The organism is Marinicella meishanensis, assembly GCF_019931145.1.
Lineage (GTDB): Bacteria > Pseudomonadota > Gammaproteobacteria > Xanthomonadales > Marinicellaceae > Marinicella > Marinicella meishanensis.
In genome coordinates this window covers 270,205-296,109 of the sequence record NZ_JAIOUV010000006.1, presented here as the reverse complement: position 1 = coordinate 296,109, position 25,905 = coordinate 270,205, and the positions used below count along the sequence as shown (strand labels likewise).

Below are 25,905 nucleotides of genomic sequence, written 5' to 3'. Positions count from 1 at the left end.
TGATGCCCTCCTTTGACCACCAAAAATTCGTCAAGACCTTGCCCAAGTCGCCAGGCGTCTATCAAATGTTCGACGCCGATGATGAGGTGATTTATGTGGGCAAAGCCCGGGTGCTGAAAAACCGGGTGGCCAGTTACTTCACCGGCAAAGCCAAGGACAACAAAACCATGGCACTGGTGGCGGCCATTGATCACATGGCCTTTCACATCACCCGCTCAGAAGCCGAAGCCTTGCTGCTGGAAAACCAACTGATCAAACAGCACAACCCACGTTACAACGTGTTGCTCAAAGACGGCAAAAGCTACCCCTATATTTACTGTTCAATTGGCGAAGATGAATACCCCTTGTTGGAGTTCAGGCGCGGCAAGAAACAAAGCCAGGGTCGGTATTTTGGCCCGTTCCCGTCTGCCGCTTATGTCAGGAACTCCTTGGATTTCCTGCAAAAAGTTTTTCAAGTCCGACAATGCAACAACAGCACCTTTCACAACCGCTCCAGACCTTGTTTACAACACCAAATCAATCGCTGCACGGCGCCGTGTGTGGGTTATGTGACGCCGGCTGAGTACCAACAACAACTGCAATACACCTTTGACTTCATTGAAGGCAAATCCAACCAGGTGGTGGATTCCCTGATGCACCGCATGGAGCAAGCCGCCACGGCCCAACATTACGAGGAAGCCGCACGCTACCGGGATCAAATCAAAGCCATCCGCATGATTCAGTCACGGCAAACCGTGGAATTGCAGCCGGATGACAATTTCGACCTGATTGCTGTGGGCCACCAAGCCAAACTCTACATCGCCACCGTTGGCACGGTCAGAAACGGTCAATTCATGGGCTACCGCAACCACTTTCCCACCACCCCAAAAGACACCCCGTTGGATGAATTTTTGGCGGCCTTCATGGGCTTGTATTACGGCGACCAAATCACCGCCGATGCGGTGCTGTGCAACACCGAACCGACCGACAAAGCAGACTTGGCTGAACTGCTTTCGGCGATCAAAGGCAAAAAGCTGTTCGTCACCGCCAAACCCCGGGGCAATCGTTTGAAGTTGCTGCAACAAGCTGAAGAGAACATGCGCAACGCCTTGGCCGTCAAAGCCAGCAAATACCAAACCTGGCACAACAAATGGGCCATGTGGCAACAAGAGCTGGGTTTTGCGGACCCGCCCCAACGGGTTGAGTGTTTTGACATCAGCCACCAAATGGGCGAACACACCCGCGCCTCGTGCGTGGTGTTTGATGACAATGGTGCGGTGAAAAAACAATACCGCCAATACATCATGGAGAACATCACCGCTGCGGATGACTACGCCGCCATGCGCCAGGTCATCACCAAACGCTTGGCCAGCATCAAAAAAAGCGACTTGGGACACCCCAATGTGTTCGTCATCGATGGCGGCAAAGGCCAAGTCAATCAAGCCTTGGCCATCCTCGCGGAGCACGAAATTGAGGACATCCAGGTGATTGGGGTGACCAAAGACGATCACCGCACGGCCGGCGAAGAACGCATTTACTTACCCGAAACCAAACAATACATCAAACCCGAAAGCCACGGTTTGTTGTCGCTGATGATTCAATTCATTCGCGATGAAGCCCACCGCTTTGCCATCAAATCGCACCGCAAAGCCTACAAAAAGTCCCGCACCACTTCGACCCTGGAAGACATCCCCGGGGTGGGCGAAAAACGCCGCAATCAATTGTTGAAACACTTCGGTGGCTTGCAGGGCTTGAACAAAGCCAGCTTGGAAGACATCACCAAAGTGACCGGCATCAGTCACACCATGGCCCAAACCATCTACGATTTCCTGCACCCAACGGCCCAATAAGCCAACAAACCCTCCAGAGCGCAAAAAATGGGTGACAAACCCCGCCCCGCTGATTTTATAATGAAGCAAGAGAAATTGATTTGCACATCTGATGATTGACCTTGCGCCATGACCCAAGACTTGGACAGTTTGTTGCCCGCCATCTACGAAGACCTCAAACGGTTGGCGCGGGTTCAGCGCAGTCGGGTCTACAGCAAACACAGTTTGGGCACCCGCAGCATCGTCCATGAAGCTTATTTGAATCTGGTCAAAAACAACACCGAGGTGGCCAATGAAAAGGAATTGTTTTACCTGACTTCGGTGGCCATGCGCAACATCATCATCGACAACGCCCGCATTTGGAGCGCCAAAAAACGCGGGGAATTCAGTCAGGAACTGTCCCTGGAACAGGTGGATTTGGTTTCGGCCAGTCGCAGCCAAGAAATTTTGGCCCTGGAAGAAGCCCTGGTGGGCCTGGAGCAAGACAACAAACGCCTGGCCGACACCGTCACCTGCCGCTTTTTTGGGGGGCTGACCATGGCCGAAACGGCCGAGGTCATGGGCCTATCCTTGGCCACCGCCAAACGCGACTGGACCCTGGCCAAAACCTTGTTGTTTCAACGCCTGTCAACATGAACCAAGCATCCAACAACCCAGCCCATGAGGTGTTCTTGGCGGCCTTGGAGTTACCAGCGTCAGAACAAGCGGCATTCATCGATCAAGCCAGTCAGGGTGACCCAAGCATGGCCGATGAAGTGCATGCCTTGTTGGCCACTGCCCTGGCCTCTGAAGCTTATTTCACTGGCTTGGAAGACTCCATCTCAGGGGCTCAGTTGAATGAAATTGAGGACCACTGTTTTCGTGATTTTCAAGTCGGTCAATACCAAATCCAAAACATCATCAAGCAAGGCGGCATGGGCAGCATTTTCCTGGCCCGCCGGGCCGATGGTGAATTTGAGCGTGAAGTCATCATCAAAATGATGCCCATTGACTTGCAACTGGATCACAACCTGGCGCTGTTTGCACACGAAAAGGAAATCTTGGCCAGTTTGGTGCACCCCAACATCGTGCAGTTGTATGATTCCGGGGTGACCGACAGTGGCCAGTCGTATTTTGTGATGGAATTGGTCAACGGTCAACACATTGCGGCCTATGCCGCGCAACACCGACTGCCCATCGATGCCCGCTTGGGCTTGTTCCAGGACGTGCTCAAAGCCATCCAATACGCCCACCAACATCTGGTGATTCATGGCGATATCAAGCCTTCCAACATCTTGGTCAGTGACTCAGGCGAGGTGAAACTGCTGGATTTTGGCATTGCCCGCATCATGCACCAGCACCAGGATGACATCAAAGGTTATTCGATTGATTACCAAACCCCTGAGCACGAACAACGACAGAAAATCATCACCAGCACCGACATCCATCAGTTGGGCCAACTGTTGTTTGAATTGTTAACCCTCAAAGCCCCCCAACAGGTTGATAAAGCGGGGCATCAATGGCCCCTGTTGTCCGATCACTGGCGCAGCCTGTCTGACGCGGAACAAAAACGGGTGGCCCAGCAGTGTCAAGCCAGCGTGGCAGCGGTGCGGCGGCGCTGTCAGTCTGATTTACAATGGATCTTGGCCAAGGCCCTACAACCATTACCGGCAGATCGCTACCAAACAGCAGCGGCCATGGCCGATGACTTGCACAAATATGCCACTGGTTATGGTGTCAGTGCGCGACACCCCAGCATCCCGTACCGGCTGCTGACCTATGCCAAACGCCACAAACTGTTGTTGTCTTTCACGTTCACTGTGGCGGCCCTGTTGGCCGCCTTGACGGTCATGACCAACCGCCACAACCAAGCATTGTCAGCCGAACGCGACAAAGCGGTGACGGTGAAAGACTTGTTGGTGGATGTGTTTCAGGTGGCTGACCCCAATCGAATTCCCGGCAAGGAAGTCAGCGCCACTGAAGTGCTCGACATCGGCTTGGAACGCATTCGCGGCACCTTCCAACAACCCTCGGCAGTGGAAGCCGATTTGCTGGAAGAGATCGCTGTCACTTATCAGAATTTGGGCAATTACCAGCAAGCCCAGAGCGTGTTGGAAGACGCCCATGAAATCCGTTCACAGTTGCCAGAAAAGGATGTCTTCGCAATGGCCAAAAGCATGATGCTGTTGGGAGAAAATGAACGCCTGCAGGCCCATTTTGACCAAGCTGAGGCCTGGCTGCTGCAAGCATTGGCCGTGTTTCAACAACAGCCCGATCAGCACGGCGCTGAATTGGCCGCCACGCAAAGCAAACTCAGCCGGGTCAAAATGTTGCAAGGTGATTTGGCCGCAGCGGAACAACTCGGCCTACAAGCCACCCATTTGCACGAGGCCATCCATGGTGCAAATGACATCCGCTATGCCGAGAGCCTCAACGACCTGACAGCGGTTTATTTCCGGCAAGGCAAATACGAACAAGTGCAAGCCTTGTTGTCACAAACCAAGGCCATCAGAGAATCCGCTTGGGGTGACCGCCCTGGTCCAATATTGGACAACGACTACGCCACCAACATCAACAATTTAGGTTTGGCCCATTACTTGCAAGGCAACCTGGATCAAGGTGAACAATACTTCCGTCAGGCCATTGAACTGCGCCAAGGCATCTTCACCGCACCCCATCCGGATCAAGCCCAGTCACTGACCAACCTGGGGCTGTTGTTGAATGATGCCGGTAAACCGCATGAAGCACTGCCCTTTTTACAACAAGCATTGGCAGTCAGGCAGCAAACCTTGGAGCCCGGCCACATGCGGATCAATGACGCCTGGAATAATCTGGCCATGGTGCACCATGAAAACAGTGAATTTGCCGAAGCCCTGGCGATTTACCAGTCGATTAAGGACCCCATCATCACCACCCGGGGTGAAACGCACCCGCAAACCGCCTCGGTGTACACCAACATGGCCAACACCCTGTTGGAGTTGAATGAGTTTCAAGCCGCCCATGACTTCCTCGAAAAGTCATTGCAGATCAGACAAAACGCGTTACCCGAGGGTCATTTGTACTTGTCCTACAGCTATTTGGGCTTGGGGCGGGCCAAAGTGGCCCTGGGGGCCATGGCCGAAGGCCGGGACTTGATTCAACAAGCCCTAGCCATTCGCCAGCAGAAATTGCCGCCGAGGCATTGGTTGTTGGGTGAGGTGATGTATGCCCAAGCGATGGTGCAATTCATCGACCAACAATCCGATCAAACCCTGACCCAACAGGCTTGTGACATCTTGCAAGAGAAAAAAGGCCTGGCCAATTTCCTCACACAAAAATGCCTCACATTGCTGCAAAAGATCAGCGCGCTCTGATGCACCAACCCCAACCTTGGGTCACTGGCACGATGCGGTGAAATTCCACTTGGTGTTCGAATCGCCGTCACAGCGTGGGTGGACATCGATGTAAATGGTTTCGGTACCCGGCGGTAAGTTGATGACTTGGTTGGTTTTGCCGCGGGTGCCCACACAACCCGAATCCCACAAACTGTTTTCTGCGGCATTCAACACCCTAATGCGGTCTTCGGCGGTGAAGGTCTCATACAGCAAAGACAGTTGTGTTTTACCGACCATGTTGAAGCGGTGCCGCTCGGCGGCGTTGCTGCCGGCCCGGGTCAAGGCATCACAGGTGCCCTCTTTGATCACCTCAGGCGGCGTGACCGGCGCGGCGCCAGCCACACCTGTACCACTGCCGACATCGGCCAAACAAGCGGTGCCATCGGCGTTCATGTGATAACCGGCCACACAAGCACATTGCGGCACCCGATTGTGGCCTGTCACCTGTGCCCTGGCCCCCACCCCAAAGGCACTGCAATCATGGTCAGCCACTGCAGCGGCTTCTGGCGGCATGCACTGGCCTTGGGTTTTGGACAACACCATGCCGGCTTGCACACATCGACAATGCACCCCGCCACTGAAGGCATCGTATTCGGCAATGGTGTCCGGATAGGCCGAACAATCGGTGGCAGCCACCTGTTCGTCTTCAGGATAGGCACAACTGCCCAGCGAGTCTGACCACTGCTTGGCACCCACACATTGACAGCGCCATTGGTTTTGGCTGGGGTCCCAAAAGGCGGCCGTGCCCGGATAGGCCGTGCAGTTGATGTCTTGACTGGACAAATCGGCCAAAGGCACGCACATCTGGGCGGCATCTGACCATTCCAATTGGCCCGGACATTGGCATTGGTTGTTGACCCATTGGGTACCTGGATAGGACGCGCAAGATCCGACACTGGCCACCGGCACGCATTGGTTGTTGGCATCAAATTCATGGTTGGGCGCACAACCGCACATCACTTGTTGACTGGCCGGATCCCACTCTGCCTGGGCATGCGGACCGTAGGCACCACAGTCGGTGTTGGCGATTTGCTCATCCAAAGCGGAGGCACAGCGTTGCAAAGCATCATACCAATCTGCATCACCTGGACAGACACAGCCGGTGGCTTGGCTGGCTTCATCCCACACCGCCACGGTGCCTGGATAGGCCGAACAGTCGGTTTCATGCACCGGGTTGTCCGCTGGTTGGTCATCGGGATCAGGCCTGGGGTCGGTGCTGGGTTCGGTGCTGGGTTCGGGCTCTGGATCTGGTCTGGGCTGCGGCGGTTGACAGACATCGCCGGCTGGGTTGTCGTCTGAATTGCGTTGATGGGGGTTGGGGTGATCCGGGCAATTGTCGTCATCATCGGGCACCCCGTCATGATCGCGGTCTTTGATCACCGGCGGGCGCACCTGTTCGGCATGGCAGCCGTAAGCATCGCCTTTGTAGGGACTCAGCTGGAAGGCCCGTTGGGCTGATTCCAAAGCCGTCATGTCCGAACCCACCAGCTCATAGCGGGTCTTGCCGGCATAGTTGCTGTTGTCGCATTGGGCGCGCACGATGTTGAAGCATTTGGGCGGATCACCAAATGATTTGTAGCGCCAAACACAGTACTCACCACCCGAACCGGGGGCCACATCAGCCGGTGGCCGGATGCCGGGACCGGCGCTGGGTTCCTGCTCGGGCAACAAGATTTGGATGTTGATGTGCAGGTAAAACTCTTGACCACCATGGGTCACCACCAAAGTCAAAGGCGTGAGGGTGGCCGGTGCCGTGACGCGGGTGCGGATGAGCAACAAAAAGCGGGTCACCGGGTAACTGGCCTGCACCGCCTGGTCATCAAAAGTCACATCCAACAGTTTCTCGTCATAGATGGCTTGCAGCTTGACTTTTTCATGGGTGTCGGTGGCGTTGTAAACCAACACATCGCAGGTTTTGGGGTACAACACGTCGTTGGGCGACAATTCAAAGGCGTCGCCACAGGTGAACTCTGCGGTCAAAGGCAACAATGGATCGGCTGGCGGTTGATCTTGGGGTGTGGGCTCACAGTCATCACCCACCCCATCGCCGTTGCGGTCAAATTGATCTGGATTGGGCACATCTGGACAGTTGTCTTGATCATCGGGGATGCCATCGACATCGCGGTCTGCCGGCGTAGTTGTGGGGGTCACGCTGCTGCCTGGGGTCGGCTTGGGTGCTTTGCCAGGGTCAGGTTTGGCGGGCGTTTTGGGTTCCTCAGCCACCACCAGGAATGACACAGTGACCGATTCGACCCGATGTGGTATGTCATCGTCTTCTAAACGGAACACCCGCATGCCGCTCTGGTCTTCGTCGCGGAATGTCAGGTTCACCACGTGTTGTCCCCGTCGGTCCAGATGCATGTATTTGAGGGCCTTGTTGGCATCCCGATAAACCAACACCATGGGCAGTTTGCCGCCACTGACCACCAGTTTCACAGGTGTGGTTTCCCCCGCTTTGACATAGCGCAAAGAATCGCCCAATAACTCCAGTCGCAACGGCTTCGCACCACTGGCCGGGGCCTTTTGGCGCAAAAACTCATCGTCACTCATCGCTTCCAGCCGCTTGAGTTCTGCGGTCAATTGCCGCCGCTGTTCCAACAAGGCGTCTTGTTGTCGTTGTAAGCCAGCCAACTCGCCGTCCTTACCCGGCAACACCCGGTGCCGGTAGTTGGACTGGTCTTGGATATAACGACTCCACACCGCCCTGATTTTTTCATTGATTTTGATGTTTGAGCGGTATTCAGCCCCACTGTTTTTCCAATCGGCACGGGTGCGCGTGGGGTATTCTGCCCGCCATTGTTCGAAAGCCGCTTCTCGTTCGGCTTCCAAAGCCGCCAAATCTTCGTTCAATTGCTGTTGCCGACCGAGGATCTTGCCCAGCCCCACCAATTGCCGATCGGCCACGTTGGTGACTTTGTGCTCCAGGTGGTGCTTGATTTTACCGGACAGCTTCCACCAATCACTGCGGTTTTTTTGCAGCTGTTGTTTGATGGTGTCGATGGCCTGTTGCCGTTCACTGCTGGCCCAAACCGGAGCTGGCAGCACCAGCAACAACAACCACAAAAGATGGAACCGACAGCGGGCAGGCATGATCAATTCCCAGGCGCTTGGCCTTTGGGCGGCAACACCCGTTTTTTCTTCTTGATCGGGGCTTTGGGCTGACCGCTGACTGCGGTGCTCTGACTCCGTGGGGCAAATGGCCGATTCAAGGCTTTGGCCAACAACGGCGCCGCCATTTGAAAACCCACATCGCCGTGCTGCAACAACACGGTTTGCAGTTGCTCGTAGCCGTCGCCACCGGCCACCCACTGCTCTTTGACTTGGTAATATTCAGGTCCCTGGCCCACATGCTGTGAAACCGTTTCAAAGGTGTCCAGGCGGGTCACATTGACCTGCACCCGATCCACCCGCTGACCCAGCACTGTGATGGATCCGGCATCCAAGATTTCCACCAACACATCCACCTGTTGCATGATGGCATCAGCTTCCACTTCACGCAAATCGGTGCTGCGGTCGATGGTGCCTGACAGTTCATTCTGCCGTTGCGCCTGGCGCACAATTGAGTCGTAATTGACCATGCCCATGTTGGCCGCTTGCATGTAATCGGTGAAGCCCTGATAAAAAGCCCGCATGCCGGGGGTCACGTTGACTTGAATCACCTGGCGATTTTCCGTCATGCGGTGGGTGTCACGGGTGTCCTTGGCTTGGTGGCTGCCTTGGTAGGCCCGGTTCATGGTGGTGATGGTGTCGCGGGTATCGGCCTGCCATTCAGACAAGTCACTGCCCAAGCGTCGGCCCAGTAACAACAAAATTTTGGGGCTGCCCATTTGGCGGTATTGCTCACCCAAGGCTGGGCTGGCATAGCGCTGCGAGGCGGTGGTGCTCGGCTCTTGATCCGGGTTCATCACCGGGGGTAAATCTTGCCGGTATTGGGCGGTACCCAACAGCGGCCAGGCCAACAGCCAAGCAAGCAGCCAATGAATCAACGTTTTCATAACTGTTCCCTCAATTCAATCAAGAAGGTGTCAGGCATGGGCTGTCTGATCGAGGCTTCTTGGTAATTACCCAGAGTTCGGGCAGGTAAATACAGGCGCTTCCACCCAGTCACTGGTTCAGCAATCACTTGCTGGGCGTCCAAATACTGGGTTCTGGCCTCCAAAATGATCGGATAATCGGTGCAATTCACAATCCGGGCATACACATTCAGCTGCCCGGTTTCACTGCGCATGGCTTTGACGTCTTGCACCACGATGCGCCGCAGCAAGGCGGTGTCGGTGATGCTGACAGTGGACAACGCAATCGGATGCAGGGTGCCTTTGATGGCAGGCACCAACACACCATAGCCACGTGGTGACGAGCCATATGGGGCCTTGGAGAAGTCACAGCTTGGGAAGGTGACTGGCGGGGCGGTTCTGGGCTTGGAGGCACAAGCGGCCAACAGGACCAATATCATCAGGATGGAAATGTTTTTCATGAGACACCTCTTCATTGGTTGATGTGCCGCAGGTTCAAATACCCCGGCTCGCTGTGGATGTAAAGCACATCACAAGAACCATCGGACTCGATGCCTTGTTGTGCCTGATGCAGGAACGTGCTGGTCATGTCCCACGGGTTTTGTTGCTGGGCATCGACAAAATGGAACTGCACAGCAGCTTGTTGTATGGCTGCTTTGTCGTGGGCTTGGAGGTACACAAAGGCGGGTAGATTGTCCCAGTATCGGATGTCAGCGGTGGGTTTGGTGGCCCGTGACACGCCTTTGGACACCAGGCCAAACAAGGCCATCACCGCCCCGGCATTACCTAAATTGCGGTTGTTGCGACTCAAACCGGTGTTCATCAAAGCGGCGCCGGTGTCGGTCAGGGCCGAGCCCATTTGATTGGTGTTTTCTTTGAACACCGCTTTGCCTTGGTTGATCACGTCAATGGTGCGGCCGCCGCGGGTGGTGGCCTGCCAGTGGATGTTCTCTGCCGTGGCAAAATGCCGGTTGTCTCCGTTCAACTGTAAAATCGGGCGACGCAAACCAGCGGCTGATTCAATGCTGCTGGTGTCAAAGGCCATCATCTCATTGTATTTGCCCTTGCGGAACTTCGCCGGTCCACGGCCTGAAGTGGCCAAAACCAGCAGGTTTTCGCCGTTGACCGGTCGCCGCAATGACGCATTCAAGGCTTCGGCCTGACTGAAATAATCATCCGCTTGCGAAGGGTTGTTGTTGCATTGGGAGGCCCAACCGGCGAGGTAGAAATGGCTGGCAAAGTCTTGCTCATAGGTTTGCTCCTCGGCCATAGAATCATGCAACAACCCGCCCAACATGCTGGCCCGGGCATTTTCATAGTCATCGTGGTGCAGGTATATCAACCCCCGGTAAAAGTACACCATGGCCCGTTCATACGGCTCACCTTTGAAATCTTTTAAGGCTTCTTTTTTGAATTTGGAGCGGGCTTTTTTGGCGGTTTTGTTGTCGGCATAGATGGTTTCAATTTTGTTGATGGCCCGATCGAACAACCAAGCGGCCAGATCCAAGTCACCGTTTTGCATGGCCAACAAGCCGATGCGCATTTCATTGAGCACTGAATTGCGTGCGCCTTGTCGCAGGTAGACTTCGAAGTAAGGACGGTATTGCGGTGGTTTGTCCTGCATGAAAGCATCCAGTTGAGACGCTTCCACCGCCCGCTCATGGGCGTATTTGGGGGCCGAAGAACAAGCCACCAACAGGGCCGTCAGGACCATTGTGATCAGCGGTTTCATCATCACCTCCTAGCGATAGATCGCATCGTCCTGGGCAAATTTTGAAAACTCAAAATCATCGGCCCAGACGATGGTGCCGTATTCCAGGTCGATCAATTCAAAAGTGATCTGCGAATAGCGTTGGATGGCACCGGTGTTGCGATCACGGGCATCCAAGGACTTGATGCTGCCGGTCAATCGATAATCACCGCCGGCGGTGGCTTGGGTCATGCCGGCAGTGCCCTGGTCCACTTGGCCATCGCGTTTCAATTGTCGCTCCTTTTCGACCATGGCGATGTTTTGCCGGGCCACGAACATCATGCGACCTTGCGAGGCCCTAATCAAGCCGGTGCGCAAACGATCTACGATCAGGTTCTTGTTGATGGGCTGCGAGCTTTGGTTTTCGAAATAGGCCGCATCCATGATGATGCGGGGCGGCCGGCTGCGGTTATTCAGGATGCCACTGGAGATGATGCTGCGCATCATTTGCTCGGTCATGGACAGGATGTCCTGGGACTCAACCCCCACCCCACTGACGATGCCACGACTGCCCGGATCCACATAAGTGGTGGGCCGACCCGCCACATTGTCCACGGGCCGATGGTTGCTGCTTCCCCCACAAGCCACCAAAGCCCATGTGGCACCCAGAATGAGAATGATTGATTTGAATTGCACTGCTCGCTCCCGATTTTGCTGTTGTTATACACAGATTCGGAAAGCAGCTGGGAAACGGCTCAAAAAAGTTTGTTTTTTTATTTGGGGGTTTATTCTTATGATGTATAGAGTCATGTTGTTAAGTTAGCAAATATGGCCAATATACACCGACATCCTCGGGCTTGGCTTACATGGATGTAAGTCCTAGAATCGAGACGGGATCGGAGATCGTGACCCGGGGATCCATTAACCCCAAACCCGTCATCCTCGGGCTCGACCCGGGGATCCATTAACCCCAAACCCGTCATCCTCGGGCTCGACCCGGGGATCCACTATTCAAATGAATGCAGTTGGAATGAATGGCCATATCAGAACTCAGCCAAAGAGTGAACTGATGACATGAAAGGGACGTCTGACCTGCTGCGCAGGTGTCGTCGACTGAAGTCGACGCTCCAAGGCAGCCAGCTACCTGGGTGAATACAAATAACTCAAAGACCGCCATCCTCGGGCTTGATCATTGCCACATCCTGCTCGCACGACACACCCACATCTTTGTAGGCGACCTTGGGATCTGCCTTTATTGGAAGAAAATCGAATGAAGAGATTCTTAAATTTTTGGATTAAGATCAAACACCAAACCCGTCATCCTCGGGCTCGACCCGGGGATCCATTAACCCCAAACCCGTCATCCTCGGGCTCGACCCGGGGATCCATTATCCCCAAACCCGTCATCCTCGGGCTCGACCCGGGGATCCATTGTTCAAATGAATGCAGTTGGAATGAATGGCCATATCAGAACTCAGCCAAAGAGTGAACTGATGACATGAAAGGGACGTCTGACCTGCTGCGCAGGTGTCGTCGACTGAAGTCGACGCTCCAGAGTGGTATTGATTGAAATGATTCAGGCATAAAAAAACACCCTGAGGCAGGCTCAGGGTGTTTTCATGAAGGTGTTGCCGTTCGTCAGCTCAAGATCAACCCAAGGCGTGATCCAGCTCGGCGATCAGGTCTTCGACGTCCTCGATGCCGACAGACAGGCGCACCAGGTTGTCGGTGATGCCGATTTTGGCGCGTTGTTCGGCGGGGACTGAGGCGTGGGTCATGATCGCAGGGTGGTTGATCAGGGATTCAATGCCGCCGAGTGATTCGGCCAAGGCGAACAGGTGGCATTTTTCCATCATCGCCGCGGTTTCGGCCAGGCCGCCTTTGATCAATACGGTGATGATGCCACCAAAGCCGCGCATTTGTTTTTTCGCCAATTCATGTTGTGGGTGCGATGGCAGTCCGGGGTAAATCACTTGTTCCACCCGAGGGTCATTCTCCAACCACTCGGCAATGGCTTGGGCGTTTTGGCAGTGTTTGTCCATGCGCAGTGGCAAGGTTTTGAAGCCCCGCAAGGCTTGATAGGCATCGAAGGGACCCGCCACGCCGCCGATGGCGTTTTGTAAGAAACCCACCTGCTCGGCCAATTCAGGGTCATTGACTGCGACAAAGCCGCCGACCATGTCGGAGTGGCCATTGATGAATTTGGTGGCCGAATGCATCACCAAATCCACGCCCATGCTCAAAGGGTTTTGTAAATACGGTGAGGCAAAGGTGTTGTCGACCACGGTCAACAAACCGTGTTGTTGGGCAAAGGCCACAATCTTTTCTATGTCCACCACCTTGAGCATCGGATTGGTGGGGGTTTCTACCCAAATCATCTTGGTATTGGGTTTCAGAAATTGGTCCAAGCGATCAATCTCGGCAGTCAAATCCACGTAGTCAAAATCCAGGTTGGCCGAGCGTTTACGCACCATGCGGAACAAGCGGTTGGTGCCACCATACAGGTCATCCATGGCGATCACGTGGTCACCCGAGTCCAGTAACTCAATGATGGTGGCCGTGGCCGCCATGCCCGAGGCAAAGGCAAAGCCATGACTGCCATTTTCCATTGCCGCCACCGCCCGCTCATAGGCAAAGCGTGTGGGGTTGTGGGAACGGGAATATTCAAAGCCCTGATGTTTGCCGGGACTGCTTTGCACGTAAGTCGAGGTGGTGTAAATCGGTGGCATCACCGCACCGGTGGTTTCATCGACAAACTGGCCGGCGTGGATGGCTTTGGTTTGCAAGCCTTGGTATTCGCGGCCTTTCTTGTATTCGTTGTTGTTCATGGCGTTCTGCTGATTGGGTTGGAAGGTCTGATATCAGGTCATCACTGGTTGATATCAACCCTGCGCAAGTAATTGAGTAAGTCAATGCGGGTGATCAGACCCAAAAATTGGTTGTTTTCTTTCACAATGGCCACTTTGCCGTCATCAAAAATCGGCATCAATTGGTCCAATGGCGTCTTGACGCTGAGGAATTCCAGGTTGCTGGTCATCGCCGATTCCACCGTGTCATCGAAGGCTTTGGCATCCCCAAACACCTTCAACAGCACATCCGACTCATCGATGATGCCAACGATCTGATCGCCTTCCATCACCGGCATTTGTGACACGTCATACAACTTCATGCGCTGGTACACGGTGGCCAGGGTTTCTTGGGGGCGCATAACGATCGTGTCGTTGGACTGGTAGGGGCGCGAAATCAAGTCACGCAAATCGCCGTGTTGCGGCGTTTCGATGTAACCATTGTCCATCATCCAATAGTCGTTGTACATCTTGGACAGGTATTTGTTGCCGGTGTCACAAACGAACACCACCACATTTTTCGGCTCGGTGGCTTCTTGGCAATAATTCAACGCCGCTTGCATCAATGTGCCGGTCGAAGAGCCACCCAATATGCCTTCCTTGCACAACAATTCCCGACCGGCGGCAAAACTGCGCTGGTCACTGATCGCATAGGCTTTGGTGACGTGGCTGAAATCACTGATGCTGGGCAGAAAGTCCTCACCAATGCCCTCCACTTTCCAGCTGCCACTGTCTTCACTGAGCACACCTTCGTTGATGTATTGGGCCAGGATGCTGCCCACCGGATCGGCCAAAATCAATTCGGTTTGGGGGTGGTGTTCTTTGACGTATTGGCTCAAGCCGGTGACCGTGCCACTGGAGCCGACCCCAAACACGATGGCATCAACCTGGTTGTCCAACTGTTCAAAAATCTCTGGCGCGGTGGTTTGGTAATGGGCTTTGGGGTTGTTGGGGTTGGCAAATTGATTGATGAAGTATGCCCCCGGGGTTTCCTCTGCAATGCTGGCGGCCAAATCTTGATAGTACTGGGGGTGGCCCTTTGCCACATCGGACCGGGTCAGGACAATCTCTGCACCCATGGCTTTGAGGTTGAAGATTTTTTCCTTGCTCATTTTGTCTGGAATCACCAGGATCAATTTGTAGCCTTTTTGCGCCGCCACCAAGGCCAAACCGATGCCGGTGTTGCCCGCGGTGCCCTCGACCAGGGTGTCACCGGGTTTGATGTGCCCTGCTTTCTCAGCCTCTTCAATCATTGACATGCCAATGCGGTCTTTGATGGAACCGCCTGGGTTCATGTTTTCCAATTTTAAATACAGCTTACATGGTCCGGTGTCCAGGTGGTTGACTTTGACCATGGGCGTGCGACCAATCAGGTCAAGCACTGAATTGACTACTTGCATGTGTGTCCCCAGTTGTTTTCGAGTTGTTTTCGAATTGTGTTCCAGTCGTCGCTGGTGGTTATTGTTGATTCAGAATGATGATGTCAACACGGCGGTTCTTCGCCTTGCCTTCTTCGGTGAAATTATCGGCCACTGGCAGTGATTCGCCCATGCCGATGGCTTCGATGCGTGAGGTGTTGATGCCATAATCCACCAACAATTCTTTGACCGCATCGGCCCGTTGTTGAGACAGGTTCAGGTTAAACGCATCGCTGCCAGATGAATCGGTGTGGCCTTCGATGCGAATTTTGCGATCGGGATAGCCATCAATGAAATCCAACACTTTGGTGAAGTTGTTGACCGCCGCTTGTTTGATGTTGGCTGAGGCCGAATCAAACACAAAGTCGCCCAAAGTCATCACCAAGCCATCGGCGGTTTCGCGGGCCGCCAGGGATTCCAGTTGCTTGCGCAAGGCATCGATTTCTTCAAACGCCAAATCGGCTTCTTGTTTGGCCAATTCGGCCACTTTTTTCTGGGCCTGGGCATATTCTTTGGCCGCCGCCAATTCGGCTTGGGTCATTTCGGCTTCGTTGGCTTTTTGGTTGGCCAACTCCAAGGCCCGCTGTTTTTCCAGGCGTTCACGTTCCACCTCTTCTTCCTGCAAACTGAGCAACAGTTGCGCCCGGTCGGCTTCCAGGCGGGCCACGGTCGCCTCGGTTTTCAAGGTTTCGATGTTGAGGGCTTCCAAGCTGTCATTTTCGGCCGCAATTTGGGCATCCAAATAGCCGGATTCAGCGGCCATTTTTGCCATGTTCAAATGGTGGCGGGCCATGTACACGGCGTGTTCTTTGACTTTGCCCCGCTGGTTATACAGGGCTTCAATGGCGGCCTTGGCCTGGGCTTTTTCGGACGTGCCATAAGGCCGGTATTTGTCGTCGGTGATGAAGTTATCAAATTCCAAGCGCAAGGCTTCCAGTTCCAGGTTTTTCTTTTGCGCCAAGGCATCGACTGCCACCAACATCAATCCCAACAGCATCATATGTTTAATCATTGCAAGCGCTCCTTCAATTCCATCAGATAAACCTGGGCTGATGAGACCTGATCTCGCAAGTCCAGCAAATCATTGTTCTTTTGTTTCAATTCAGCCCGCTTTTTGGCCAGCTGGATGTCGGCATAAATTTGTTCGGTGAGCTGGGCTTCGGTGCGTCGATCGCGGTCAGCCTTGGCTTTTTTCGCCAGCTGCAGTTTTTCCTGAATGCCTTTGATTTCCAGGGGGGCGGCATCAGCCACCGCTGAATTGGCCACAGCGGCCACATCGGCTTCCAATTGGTAAAAGGTGTCGTCGTCAATTTTTGTCGCCCCGGGTGAACCGCAGCCTGACAAACCGGTCAAAATGAGCAAAATCAGGGCCAATGAGCCCGTTTTTGTCGTTTGGAGCCTGATATTCGGCTTCATCAGTTTGTTAAAACCCTTTGATTTCTTTATAATTTGATGATTCATAAACTGGTTGTTACTTCACATATGCCTTTGCTGCGTTTGACCCACAATCGATTGATCTGGTGCTTGCTGTTGTTGTTCATGAGCCAGTTGGCCGTGGCCAGCAAAAACATGAAAGTTTATAAGCATGTTGATAAACAGGGAATTATACACTATTCATCGAAAAAGCCTGCGGGTAAATCCTACTCCATCCTCAATGTCCGCTGCCCCGAGTGTCGGGCTTGGAGAAACTCCATCAACTGGAACACCACGCCATTGATCGAGAACAAATTCAACCTGGAAATTGCCAGCGCAGCACGCAAGCACAACATCAAAGAATCCCTGTTGAAAGCTGTGATTCACGCCGAGTCGGCCTTCAAACCCAAGGCAGTCTCGTCAGCCGGAGCCCAAGGTTTGATGCAGCTGATGCCCTTGACCCAACAAACCTATCAGGTCAGCAACCCATTTGATCCATTACAAAACATCAATGGCGGTGCCGCTTACTTGCGCCACTTACAAAACACCTACAGCAGCATGGATGTGTATTTGGCGGCGTATAACTCAGGTGAAACCGCGGTTGAACGCTATGGCCGCACCATCCCACCATTTCCAGAAACCCAAGAGTACGTGCGTCGGGTGAAAATCCTGTATGCCCGCTACCAGCGTTCGGCCCAACAAGCCGCCGCCACGGGTCGCAACTCGAACAGCACCACCTTCTCCAGCGCCTCCAGTCGCTGATTGGCCACACTGAAGCAAACAGACCCAACCCAGACCATACCATGGTGGCAGGCCTCATTGTCACTGGCCCACACACTGGGCTTGGTGTTTTTGTGGTTGTTGTGGACTGGATTGTTTTTGTGGCTGCTGCCCCGCCTACCACCCAGTCCAATGACCCCAATGTTGCTTTACCAATCCATTTCCTTGGGCTTGGTTGCTTGGACCATTTGGCGCTTTGGGCGGCCGCTCAAGAGGGCCTCAGGCTCCGATCAGCCAATCACCAGCTGGTTGCTGGTCGCTGTGCTGCTGGCGGTGTTGTTGTGGGTTATGGACCAATGGTTGATCACCGCCTTTGGTGGTGAACAAGCCAACGACATCAAGCGGTGGCAAGCGGCCCAACAAAATTTTTGGTTGATTTCCGTGTTAATCAGCACCGTGTGCCTGACGCCTTGGCTGGAAGAATGGTTGTTTCGTGGGTGCTTATTCAGGGGCTTTCAGACCCACATGCCCGTGTGGTTGGCGGCGGTGATCAGTGCCATGTTGTTTGCTTTGATTCATTGGCAGTGGCCGGCTTTCATCAGTTTGTTCTTGGCTGGCTTGCTGTATGCATGGTTGACTGTGCGCAGCGGCCGTTTGCTGCCAGCGGTGCTGGCTCACATGACCCACAACGCCCTGACCTTCGGGTTTTATTCGTTGTCTTGACGTTGTTGTGCCTTGTGCTGCAAGCGACGGGCGGCAAAAAAGTCAGTCAACATCTGACCACAGGCGGTGGCTTCCACCCCACCCTGTGCGTCGACCCGATGGTTGTGGTGGTCTCGCTCTAACAGCTGATCGACACTGGCCACCGCACCGGTCTTGGGATCACTGGCGCCATAGACCAAGCGTTTGATGCGGGCATGGATGCAAGCACCAACACACATGGAACACGGCTCCAATGTCACGTACAAGGTACAATCCACCAAACGGTAGTTGCCCACCCGCTGTCCGGCTTGGCGCATGGCCAGCACTTCGGCATGGGCGGTGGGGTCGTGTAAAGTGATGACTTGGTTGTGCGCCGCAGCGATGACTTCACCGGCCAACACCACCACCGCGCCCACCGGCACTTCGCCGGCGGCAGCGGCCTGCTGGGCCTGGGCCATGGCCAGTTGCATGAATTCGCGGTCTGTGGCGGGGCTTATTCCCATTCAATGGTGGCAGGTGGCTTACTGGAAACATCATAAACCACTCGAGAAACCTTATCTATCTCATTGATAATTCTACGAGAAACCAAATCAATAAATGCATATGGCAGGTGCGCCCAACGGGCTGTCATGAAATCGATGGTTTCCACCGCCCGCAAGGCGATGACATACTCATAACGGCGGGCATCGCCCACCACGCCCACCGATTTAACCGGCAGGAACACGGCAAAAGCCTGGCTGGTTTGGTCATACAAATCGTGGTTCCTGAGTTCCTCGATGAAGATGTGATCGGCCCGGGCCAAGATGTCGGCGTACTCGGCTTTGACTTCACCCAAAATTCGCACCCCCAGGCCGGGACCTGGGAATGGGTGGCGGTAGACCATTTCCGGTGCCAGGCCCAATGAGACACCGAGTTTGCGCACTTCATCCTTGAACAAGTCTTTCAAGGGCTCAATCAATTTCAGCGACAAATCTTCGGGCAAACCACCCACATTGTGGTGCGATTTGATGACGTGGGCTTTGCCGGTGGCCGAACCCGCTGATTCAATCACATCCGGATAAATGGTGCCTTGGGCCAGCCATTGGATGTCATCCAACTCTTGGGCTTGTTGTTCGAAAATGCGGATGAACAACTCACCAATGATTTTGCGTTTGCGCTCCGGATCGGTGGCCCCGGCCAGGGCGTCGAAATACTGATCCTGGGCATTGACCCGAATCACGTTGATGTCCATTTTATCGGCCATGGTTTGCATCACTTGATCGCCTTCCTGATAACGCAACAGGCCGGTGTCAACAAACACACAAACCAGTTGGTCACCGATGGCTTTGTGCATCAAGGCCGCCACCACCGAAGAATCAACCCCGCCGGACAAGCCCAACAAGACCTTTTCATCGCCGACCAACTCGCGGATGCTGTCGACATGGGTGTCAATGATGTTGTCGGTGCGCCACAATTTTTCACAGCCACAAATGTGGTGCACAAACTGACCCAGGATTTCCCGCCCGTCGACGGTGTGCTCGACTTCGGGGTGGAACTGCACACCATACAGCGGCAAGTCTTGGTGGGCAAAGGCCGCATAGGGTGTGGAGCTGGTATGGGCAATGGATTCAAACACTGGGGCCACGGTGTGCACTTTGTCGCCATGACTCATCCACACGTCCAATTGCTGGTGCTTGACTTGATCAAACAACACCGATTGTCCGGTCATGTTGACTTGGGCATAGCCAAATTCTTTTTCATCGGAGCCAGCCACTTCACCGCCAAAATGTTGGTTCAACAGCTGCATGCCATAGCAAATGCCCAAAACGGGTACATTCAGGCGCAGCACCACCTCATTCAAGGTGGGGGCATTGTCCATGTGCACCGATTCCGGGCTGCCCGATAAGATGATGCCCTGAGGGGCAAAATCCTCGATCGCCTGGGTTTCGGCATCCCAGGCATAAATTTCACAGTATACGTTCAACTCACGCACCCGGCGGGCAATCAACTGGGTGTATTGTGATCCGTAATCCAGGATCAGGATTTTGCTGTGTTTGATGTCCATCATGGCCAGGCCCTCATGTGCAATGTGTTTGGGTTCAGGTGCGGGTGCGGTAGTTGGGGGCTTCTTTGGTGATGTGCACATCATGCACATGCGACTCTTTGACCCCTGAATTGGTGATGCGAACCATGCTGGGCTTGGTCTTCATTTCTTCGATGTTGCGGCAACCCACATAACCCATCGAAGCCCTCAAGCCTCCCATCAATTGGTGCACCACTGGGGCCAAAGCCCCTTTGAATGCCACCCGGCCTTCGATGCCTTCAGGCACCAGTTTTTCGGCATCCACTTCGTCTTGGAAGTAACGGTCTTTGGAACCTTTGTCCATGGCGCCCAATGAGCCCATACCGCGGTATGATTTAAATGTCCGGCCCTGATACAGTTCCACTTCACCGGGCGACTCTTCAGTACCAGCGAACATGCCACCCATCATGATGGTCGATGCGCCGGCCACAATGGCTTTGGCCAAATCACCTGAATAACGCACGCCACCATCGGCAATCAAAGGCACGCCGGTGCCCTGCAAGGCTTTGGCCACGTCATCAATGGCAGAAATTTGCGGCACCCCAACCCCGGCCACAATGCGGGTGGTACAAATGGAGCCAGGTCCCACGCCCACTTTCACCGCATCAACCCCTGCTTCGACCAAAGCCAAAGCGGCTTTGCCGGTGGTGATGTTGCCAGCAATCACATCGACGTCGGGGTATTGTTGTTTGATTTCCCGCACCCGCTCAATCACGCCTTTGGAATGGCCATGCGCGGTGTCCACCACCAACACATCGACCCCGGCTTTGACCAAGGCATCAACCCGGGCCACCGAATCACCACCCGGACCCACGGCCGCAGCCACCCGCAATTGTTCACTGCGGTCCTTGACGGCCAATGGAAAATCTTGTGATTTTTGGATGTCCTTCACGGTGATCAGCCCTTTCAGTTTGAAGGCGTCATTGACCACCAGCACCTTTTCAATGCGGTTTTGGTGGAACAATTTCAACACCTCGCTGGCCTCGGCGTCTTCGCCCACGGTGACCAAGTCTTCTTTGCGGGTCATGATGTTGCGCACCGGATCGTCCAACACCGTTTCAAAGCGCATGTCACGGCTGGTGACGATGCCCACCAATTCCTCGCCATCGACCACCGGCACCCCGGAAATGCGGTGTTTGCGGGTGATGTCCAACACCTCACGGATGGTGGTCATGGGATTGACGGTGATGGGGTCTTTGATCACCCCGGATTCGAATTTTTTGACTTTGACCACTTCAGCACACTGTTCCTCGATGGACAGGTTTTTGTGGATCACCCCGATGCCGCCCAATTGGGCCATGGCGATGGCCAAACGGGCTTCGGTGACGGTATCCATGGCGGCAGAAACCACCGGAATATTGAGTTTGATGTTGCGGGTCAGTTGGGTAGACAAATCAACATCCTTTGGTAAGATGTCTGAATAATCCGGGACCAGCAATACATCGTCGAAGGTTAAGGCATCGTAAAGAACTCTCATGGTGGCCACCTCTGGGTCGGAAAAATTAGCGGCGTATTCTAACACAAAACCATGTCTTCAACACCAGGAAATACAGCACAAAATCCATTCACCCCGAGTGCCTTGAATCAAATGTTAAAAAAGCATTTGACCACTCAGTTCAACAGCTTTTGGCTGACCGGTGAAATCTTTGAGCATTATCGCTCCCCGGCAGGTCACAATTACTTTTCTTTGAAAGATGCCCAGGCCACCATCAAATGTGTGTTGTTCAAGCAACAACAAACCCTGCCATTAAAGCCAGGCATGCAAGTCATGATATTGGGCCAAATGACGGTTTATACCCCCAAAGGTGACATGCAAGTCAATGCCTTGCGGGTCACCGAAGCCGGGCAAGGTGATTTGGCCCAGCAATTCTTGTTGCTGAAAGACAAACTGGCCAAGCTGGGCCTGTTCGATGCCTGTCGCAAACAAGCCATTCCGCAAGTGATCGGCAGTCTGGGGATCATCACCTCATCCCAAGGGGCCGCCTTGCAAGACATTTTGCGTGTATTCATCAAACACAACCCATTGTTGGAAGTCAGCGTCTATCACACCCCGGTGCAAGGGGCCGATGCACCGCCGCAAATCAACCACGCCCTGCGCACCGCCGATGCCGCCGAGCATGATGTGCTGTTGCTGACCCGGGGCGGTGGCTCCAGAGAAGATTTGTGGGCCTTCAACGATGAGTTCCTGGCCCATCAATTGGCCCAACTCAACACCCCGATCATCAGTGCCGTGGGCCATGAAACGGATGAATCGATCAGTGATTTGGTGGCCGACATGAGTTGCATCACACCCACGGCGGCTGCGCACCTCATCGCCGGTGATTTTGGCCAGCTGCAACAAACCCTGTTGCACCAGTCACGCCTGCTGCACTTGCTGACACAAGAACGGCTTAGGGTGTTTCAACAACACCTCGATCGGGCTGAGCACCAACTGGAAAAACGCCACCCTGAACGGGCCTTGGCCAGACTGCAGGAACGGCAGTCAAACCAATCTCAGAAACTGCAACAAGTGATCAAGCAACGATGGCAAGCCCAGCACCACCGCTGGCAACAAGCCCAACAACGCCTGCTCAGCGCCTTACCCAATTTGGCTTTGCAACGACAACTGCTGCAAAACATGGACCAACAATTGCACTGGCACATCCGCCAACAGCAAGCACATGCCAGCCAACAATTGGCCTTGAAAGCCAGTGAACTGAATCACCAAAACCCGCTGGACATCTTGTCTCGTGGTTACAGCGTCACCACCCGCCTGGACGATGACCGGGTGATCAAAGACGCCGCCGACGTGAATCTGGGTGATGAGGTAGCAACGCGGCTGAAATCTGGTAGAATACACGCCAAAATTTTTGAACGTTTTGATGATTAGGTGATCTAATCGCTCCGTTTGAAACACCACACTACGAGGACTTAAAAGCATGACTACCCAATCTAAATCTGTATTGGTACCCTTTTTGATCGTTGCCGGCTTGTTGTTTGTGGCCGCATTGGGCTGGAAATTCATGGCCGGAGACGGTGACGAAACAACTGCCAAATCGGCCACAGTGAGTGCCGATCTGCAACCTGTTGATGAAGTCAAACCCACCGAACAATTGGTGGCTGAACCCACCGTCACGGTGGTCCAGCCGGAGGTGGATCGCGAAGCCTTGCAGGCCATGACCCAACAAGAAAAAGAAGCGGCCATGGCCGAAGCACGGATGCACATGAGCATGGCCATGCGTTACCAAACTGCCGATAAAGCACTGGAAGCCCTGGAACGTTTCCACAATGACGGCAACCTGGAAATGGTCAGAAACATCGTTGGCTTCATGGGCAAGGCTTATCCAAACACCGCCATCCCGGCCAAATTTCTTGACCAATAAGGTCATCACCCAAACCCACACCAATGAAGCGGTGATCAAAAAGAGCCTCTTCATTGGTGTTTGCGGCCCAGTCGACTCCCCCACAGACTTTTTCCACTTCCTGGAACAACATCAAGACCTCAATGCCACCCACAATTGTTGGGCCTACCGCATTGGCAGTGAATACCGATTCAATGATGACGGTGAGCCGTCTGGCACAGCAGGCAAGCCCATTTTGGCCGCCATCGATGGTGCCGGTTTTGACTGCATTGGGGCTTTGGTGATTCGCCATTATGGTGGCATCAAACTCGGCACCGGTGGTTTGGCCAGGGCCTATGGTGGCACCATCGCCAAAAACCTGCAACAGGCCCCTTGCGCCCATCATGTGCCGATGGACACGAGTCAGGTGTTGGTCCCCTTCGCTTGCAGTCAACCGTTGTTCAAATTGGTCAGCGATTTGGGCGGTGCGGTGATCAGTCAAGAGTTTCAGGCCACCGGTGTGCAGTGTGTCGTGTCCATCCCGACCTCGGCCAGCAAGCCTTTCAAGCAGAATGTGCAAAACCTCAGTAAAGGTCAAGCGGTGTTTGCCGATTGAATCAGGTCTGGTGGGGCACAGACAGCCGACGCCAAGCCAAGCCAGCCGGTAACAACAGTGGCAACAAATACCAGGCCCCCAGCCAAACACTGATCAGCAACCACAACAGCCACCCCAATCCCACCGCCAATTTGAGCCGCGGCCACCAGGCCGTGAACCAACCCAAGGGGGTGAACAACAGGATGTTGGCATTCCAAGCCATCACTTGATGGGGCGTCAACCACCACCCAGCCAACAGCACCACGCCGATCAAGCCATGCACCCAAAACCAGGCTTTGGCCGCCGCAACCCAGGGGCGTGACAACAACAAAGTCCACAACAGCAGCCAGGACAGCAAGGCCCAATGGGTCAGCCAGTAATACCTCAAACCTTGGGCATGATGGGCATCAAACAGCAAATCCCGTTCACCCACTTGGGGCAAGCCCATTTGCAGCAGATGCCGTTCCAAATGTACCGGAAATGCCATCAGTTCCCAGTCTGTGCGGGGCGCATAGGCAGCCGGGCCATAGCCCATCGCCAAGCCCAAATTCATCAAACCTTGATGGCGGGCAGGAAAAGTGAGGTCAAAATAACTGCTCTCAGTGGTTTGTTGACTGTCCTGCTCCCAACGATTCGGCCAAGCCAGGATCAGCAAATCGCGGATCTTGGTGGCACAATTTTGCAAAAAGTAGTCGTAGCGATAGGTTTGGTTTTCCGGTCGGTAATGCCATTGCAGGTAATGGCTGATGGCCGCCACTTGAGCAGGCTCCAAGTCCAAGGTGATGACACTGAAATCGCGGTTTTGTGATCGTGCCAAATGGTGTTCGTGGTTGCTTGAACTGAGTCCCAGCTCATACATCATCTGGTTGTTGATGAAGGCCTTGATGGTTTCCAAATCGAAACTGAAATAACCAAAACCGTACACCTCATCATCAATGGCAATGGCGGTGTGGCCATAAGCTGACCAGAACGCATCACCCGGACCGATGGTGATCAGCCGCACTTGTTGGGCCGCTGCTGGCACGGCACCAAGCACACAAATCAACAACAGCAGCAGGCGTTTCAAATCAATTCAAGTCAATTTCAACGAATTCAATGCGCCGCTTGTCTGCCTTCACCACTTTGAAAGCGATTTCGGCCACTTCGATCACCTCACCGGTCTCGGGTAAACGCCCTGCTTCACTGGCCACCAAACCGCCAACCGTGTCATATTCGGTGTCATCGAAGTCAAAATCGAACTGTTCATTGAATTCGGTGATGGTGGTCAAGGCATTGATGCGAAAGACTTGTTCACTGACCTTCATCACATAAGGGTCTTCTTGATCGTCGTATTCATCATCGATTTCTCCCACGATTTCTTCCAGGATGTCTTCGATGGTCACCAAACCAGCCACCCCACCATATTCATCAATGATGATCGCCATGTGGTTGCGCGTGGTGCGAAACTCATTCAACAAGATGTTGACTTGTTTGGACTCAGGAATCACCACCGCCGGCCGAATGATTTGCTTCATATTGAAATCGGCTTCACTTTTGACGAAAGATTTCAACACGTCTTTGGCCAGCAAGATGCCTTCCAATTCATCTTTGTCTTCACCCACCACCGGGAAGCGTGAATGGCCCGATTCGACAATGATCGGCAAGATGTCTTCGATGTCCGAGGCCAGTGGAATCACCACCATTTGGGCGCGCGGCACCATGACTTGGCGCACTTGCAGCTCAGACACCTTCAAAGCACCTTTCATCATGCTCAAAGCGTCGGCATCAACCAAATCGTTGTGATAGGCTTCTTGGAGAATTTGTATCAGATCGTCGCGATTTTGCGGCTCATCGGTAAACAGGTTGGCCAATTTGCTCAGCCAAGACTTCTGAACGTCCGGATCAGAATCTTTCCTACTCTGGTCTTCTGTCATTAAGGTTTTTTAAAACACCTTGTCGTTGTTGTACATGTGCTAAGTTTAAAGC

General features: G+C 53.9%; 22 protein-coding genes. 8 read left to right on the top strand and 14 right to left on the bottom strand.

From position 1 onward, the window contains the following. Nucleotides 1–2: 2 nt before the first annotated feature. From uvrC to K7G70_RS12185, 3 genes are all read left to right on the top strand, one after another. Nucleotides 3–1,829, top strand: a complete 1,827-nt coding sequence (gene uvrC / locus K7G70_RS12195; protein ID WP_223788930.1) for an excinuclease ABC subunit UvrC — start codon at nucleotides 3–5, stop codon at nucleotides 1,827–1,829. Nucleotides 1,830–1,937: 108 nt separating this feature from the next. After that, the gene (locus K7G70_RS12190; protein WP_223788929.1) at nucleotides 1,938–2,444 is read left to right on the top strand and encodes an ECF-type sigma factor; all 507 of its coding nucleotides are present in this window, start codon (nucleotides 1,938–1,940) and stop codon (nucleotides 2,442–2,444) included. Further along, the gene (locus tag K7G70_RS12185; protein ID WP_223788928.1) at nucleotides 2,441–5,140 is read left to right on the top strand and encodes a tetratricopeptide repeat protein; all 2,700 of its coding nucleotides are present in this window, start codon (nucleotides 2,441–2,443) and stop codon (nucleotides 5,138–5,140) included. The genes K7G70_RS12190 and K7G70_RS12185 overlap by 4 nt, the downstream gene beginning before the upstream one ends. A gap of 21 nt (nucleotides 5,141–5,161) precedes the next feature. Here K7G70_RS12185 and K7G70_RS18105 read toward each other — a convergent pair whose 3' ends face one another. The 9 genes from K7G70_RS18105 to K7G70_RS12140 form a co-directional block, all read right to left on the bottom strand. Then, nucleotides 5,162–8,251 carry a thrombospondin type 3 repeat-containing protein gene (locus K7G70_RS18105; protein ID WP_223788927.1) on the bottom strand — a complete coding sequence of 1,030 codons (3,090 nt, stop codon included), beginning with the start codon at nucleotides 8,249–8,251 and terminating at the stop codon, nucleotides 5,162–5,164. Between the two features lie 2 nt (nucleotides 8,252–8,253). Continuing rightward, nucleotides 8,254–9,156 carry a hypothetical protein gene (locus K7G70_RS12175; protein WP_223788926.1) on the bottom strand — a complete coding sequence of 301 codons (903 nt, stop codon included), beginning with the start codon at nucleotides 9,154–9,156 and terminating at the stop codon, nucleotides 8,254–8,256. Beyond that, nucleotides 9,153–9,635 carry a putative periplasmic lipoprotein gene (locus K7G70_RS12170; RefSeq protein WP_223788925.1) on the bottom strand — a complete coding sequence of 161 codons (483 nt, stop codon included), beginning with the start codon at nucleotides 9,633–9,635 and terminating at the stop codon, nucleotides 9,153–9,155. The genes K7G70_RS12175 and K7G70_RS12170 overlap by 4 nt, the downstream gene beginning before the upstream one ends. 11 nt (nucleotides 9,636–9,646) lie before the next feature. Continuing rightward, complete coding sequence (locus K7G70_RS12165) at nucleotides 9,647–10,906, bottom strand: hypothetical protein (RefSeq protein ID WP_223788924.1); 1,260 nt, start codon at nucleotides 10,904–10,906, stop codon at nucleotides 9,647–9,649. A gap of 9 nt (nucleotides 10,907–10,915) precedes the next feature. Continuing rightward, nucleotides 10,916–11,560 (bottom strand): penicillin-binding protein activator LpoB, encoded by a 645-nt coding sequence (locus K7G70_RS12160; protein ID WP_223788923.1) that lies wholly within the window; start codon nucleotides 11,558–11,560, stop codon nucleotides 10,916–10,918. Nucleotides 11,561–12,513: 953 nt separating this feature from the next. Next, nucleotides 12,514–13,692: a trans-sulfuration enzyme family protein gene (locus K7G70_RS12155; RefSeq protein WP_223788922.1), complete on the bottom strand. Its 1,179-nt coding sequence runs from the start codon at nucleotides 13,690–13,692 to the stop codon at nucleotides 12,514–12,516. Nucleotides 13,693–13,733: 41 nt separating this feature from the next. Beyond that, nucleotides 13,734–15,110 carry a pyridoxal-phosphate dependent enzyme gene (locus K7G70_RS12150; protein ID WP_223788921.1) on the bottom strand — a complete coding sequence of 459 codons (1,377 nt, stop codon included), beginning with the start codon at nucleotides 15,108–15,110 and terminating at the stop codon, nucleotides 13,734–13,736. Nucleotides 15,111–15,168: 58 nt separating this feature from the next. Beyond that, nucleotides 15,169–16,140: an OmpA family protein gene (locus K7G70_RS12145; RefSeq protein ID WP_223788920.1), complete on the bottom strand. Its 972-nt coding sequence runs from the start codon at nucleotides 16,138–16,140 to the stop codon at nucleotides 15,169–15,171. Beyond that, nucleotides 16,137–16,544 carry a hypothetical protein gene (locus tag K7G70_RS12140; protein ID WP_223788919.1) on the bottom strand — a complete coding sequence of 136 codons (408 nt, stop codon included), beginning with the start codon at nucleotides 16,542–16,544 and terminating at the stop codon, nucleotides 16,137–16,139. Before K7G70_RS12140 ends, K7G70_RS12145 begins: the two co-directional genes overlap by 4 nt. A 66-nt stretch (nucleotides 16,545–16,610) precedes the next feature. On the opposite strand from K7G70_RS12140, the gene K7G70_RS12135 reads away from it, so the two are divergent. Together K7G70_RS12135 and K7G70_RS12130 are read left to right on the top strand one after the other, a co-directional pair. Then, nucleotides 16,611–17,303, top strand: coding sequence for a lytic transglycosylase domain-containing protein (locus K7G70_RS12135; protein ID WP_223788918.1), 693 nt, complete (start codon nucleotides 16,611–16,613; stop codon nucleotides 17,301–17,303). 159 nt (nucleotides 17,304–17,462) lie between these two features. Continuing rightward, a complete protein-coding gene (locus K7G70_RS12130) occupies nucleotides 17,463–17,984 on the top strand; it encodes a CPBP family intramembrane glutamic endopeptidase (protein ID WP_223788917.1) in 522 nt (173 codons plus the stop codon). On the opposite strand, the gene tadA is transcribed toward K7G70_RS12130, so the two are convergent. From tadA to guaB, 3 genes are read right to left on the bottom strand one after another with little or no spacing between them, the layout of a single operon-like run. Next, complete coding sequence (gene tadA, locus K7G70_RS12125) at nucleotides 17,969–18,466, bottom strand: tRNA adenosine(34) deaminase TadA (protein WP_223788916.1); 498 nt, start codon at nucleotides 18,464–18,466, stop codon at nucleotides 17,969–17,971. The two genes, K7G70_RS12130 and tadA, sit on opposite strands and share 16 nt — an antisense overlap. Beyond that, nucleotides 18,457–20,010 carry a glutamine-hydrolyzing GMP synthase gene (gene guaA, locus K7G70_RS12120; protein ID WP_223788915.1) on the bottom strand — a complete coding sequence of 518 codons (1,554 nt, stop codon included), beginning with the start codon at nucleotides 20,008–20,010 and terminating at the stop codon, nucleotides 18,457–18,459. Before guaA ends, tadA begins: the two co-directional genes overlap by 10 nt. Nucleotides 20,011–20,041: 31 nt before the next feature. Beyond that, nucleotides 20,042–21,502, bottom strand: a complete 1,461-nt coding sequence (gene guaB, locus K7G70_RS12115) for an IMP dehydrogenase (protein WP_223788914.1) — start codon at nucleotides 21,500–21,502, stop codon at nucleotides 20,042–20,044. A 51-nt stretch (nucleotides 21,503–21,553) separates the two neighbouring features. Here guaB and xseA point away from each other — a divergent pair, with 51 nt between their 5' ends. From xseA to K7G70_RS12100, 3 genes are read left to right on the top strand one after another with little or no spacing between them, the layout of a single operon-like run. After that, nucleotides 21,554–22,894, top strand: a complete 1,341-nt coding sequence (xseA, locus tag K7G70_RS12110) for an exodeoxyribonuclease VII large subunit (RefSeq protein ID WP_223788913.1) — start codon at nucleotides 21,554–21,556, stop codon at nucleotides 22,892–22,894. A gap of 49 nt (nucleotides 22,895–22,943) precedes the next feature. After that, the gene (locus K7G70_RS12105; RefSeq protein ID WP_223788912.1) at nucleotides 22,944–23,387 is read left to right on the top strand and encodes a hypothetical protein; all 444 of its coding nucleotides are present in this window, start codon (nucleotides 22,944–22,946) and stop codon (nucleotides 23,385–23,387) included. Then, a complete protein-coding gene (locus tag K7G70_RS12100) occupies nucleotides 23,377–23,961 on the top strand; it encodes an IMPACT family protein (RefSeq protein ID WP_223788911.1) in 585 nt (194 codons plus the stop codon). Before K7G70_RS12105 ends, K7G70_RS12100 begins: the two co-directional genes overlap by 11 nt. A gap of 1 nt (nucleotide 23,962) precedes the next feature. Here the strand turns inward: K7G70_RS12100 and K7G70_RS12095 are convergent, their stop codons facing one another. Continuing rightward, complete coding sequence (locus tag K7G70_RS12095) at nucleotides 23,963–25,006, bottom strand: lipoprotein N-acyltransferase Lnb domain-containing protein (RefSeq protein WP_223788910.1); 1,044 nt, start codon at nucleotides 25,004–25,006, stop codon at nucleotides 23,963–23,965. 1 nt (nucleotide 25,007) lies between these two features. Beyond that, nucleotides 25,008–25,853: a CorC family transporter gene (locus K7G70_RS12090; RefSeq protein ID WP_223788909.1), complete on the bottom strand. Its 846-nt coding sequence runs from the start codon at nucleotides 25,851–25,853 to the stop codon at nucleotides 25,008–25,010. Nucleotides 25,854–25,905 lie beyond the last annotated feature (52 nt).

Excerpts from the sequence above, each read along its gene's own strand:
- K7G70_RS12155 (WP_223788922.1), bottom strand. The coding sequence starts at position 13,692 with ATGAACAACAACGAATACAAGAAAGGCCGCGAATACCAAGGCTTGCAA.
- K7G70_RS12165 (WP_223788924.1), bottom strand. The coding sequence starts at position 10,906 with ATGAAACCGCTGATCACAATGGTCCTGACGGCCCTGTTGGTGGCTTGT.
- K7G70_RS12175 (WP_223788926.1), bottom strand. The coding sequence starts at position 9,156 with ATGAAAACGTTGATTCATTGGCTGCTTGCTTGGCTGTTGGCCTGGCCG.
- xseA (WP_223788913.1), top strand. The coding sequence starts at position 21,554 with ATGTCTTCAACACCAGGAAATACAGCACAAAATCCATTCACCCCGAGT.
- K7G70_RS12140 (WP_223788919.1), bottom strand. The coding sequence starts at position 16,544 with ATGAAGCCGAATATCAGGCTCCAAACGACAAAAACGGGCTCATTGGCC.
- K7G70_RS12185 (WP_223788928.1), top strand. The coding sequence starts at position 2,441 with ATGAACCAAGCATCCAACAACCCAGCCCATGAGGTGTTCTTGGCGGCC.
- K7G70_RS12130 (WP_223788917.1), top strand. The coding sequence starts at position 17,463 with ATGTTGCTTTACCAATCCATTTCCTTGGGCTTGGTTGCTTGGACCATT.
- K7G70_RS18105 (WP_223788927.1), bottom strand. The coding sequence starts at position 8,251 with ATGCCTGCCCGCTGTCGGTTCCATCTTTTGTGGTTGTTGTTGCTGGTG.
- K7G70_RS12170 (WP_223788925.1), bottom strand. The coding sequence starts at position 9,635 with ATGAAAAACATTTCCATCCTGATGATATTGGTCCTGTTGGCCGCTTGT.
- guaA (WP_223788915.1), bottom strand. The coding sequence starts at position 20,010 with ATGATGGACATCAAACACAGCAAAATCCTGATCCTGGATTACGGATCA.
- guaB (WP_223788914.1), bottom strand. The coding sequence starts at position 21,502 with ATGAGAGTTCTTTACGATGCCTTAACCTTCGACGATGTATTGCTGGTC.
- K7G70_RS12190 (WP_223788929.1), top strand. The coding sequence starts at position 1,938 with ATGACCCAAGACTTGGACAGTTTGTTGCCCGCCATCTACGAAGACCTC.
- uvrC (WP_223788930.1), top strand. The coding sequence starts at position 3 with ATGCCCTCCTTTGACCACCAAAAATTCGTCAAGACCTTGCCCAAGTCG.
- tadA (WP_223788916.1), bottom strand. The coding sequence starts at position 18,466 with ATGGGAATAAGCCCCGCCACAGACCGCGAATTCATGCAACTGGCCATG.
- K7G70_RS12145 (WP_223788920.1), bottom strand. The coding sequence starts at position 16,140 with ATGATTAAACATATGATGCTGTTGGGATTGATGTTGGTGGCAGTCGAT.
- K7G70_RS12135 (WP_223788918.1), top strand. The coding sequence starts at position 16,611 with ATGCCTTTGCTGCGTTTGACCCACAATCGATTGATCTGGTGCTTGCTG.
- K7G70_RS12105 (WP_223788912.1), top strand. The coding sequence starts at position 22,944 with ATGACTACCCAATCTAAATCTGTATTGGTACCCTTTTTGATCGTTGCC.
- K7G70_RS12150 (WP_223788921.1), bottom strand. The coding sequence starts at position 15,110 with ATGCAAGTAGTCAATTCAGTGCTTGACCTGATTGGTCGCACGCCCATG.
- K7G70_RS12090 (WP_223788909.1), bottom strand. The coding sequence starts at position 25,853 with ATGACAGAAGACCAGAGTAGGAAAGATTCTGATCCGGACGTTCAGAAG.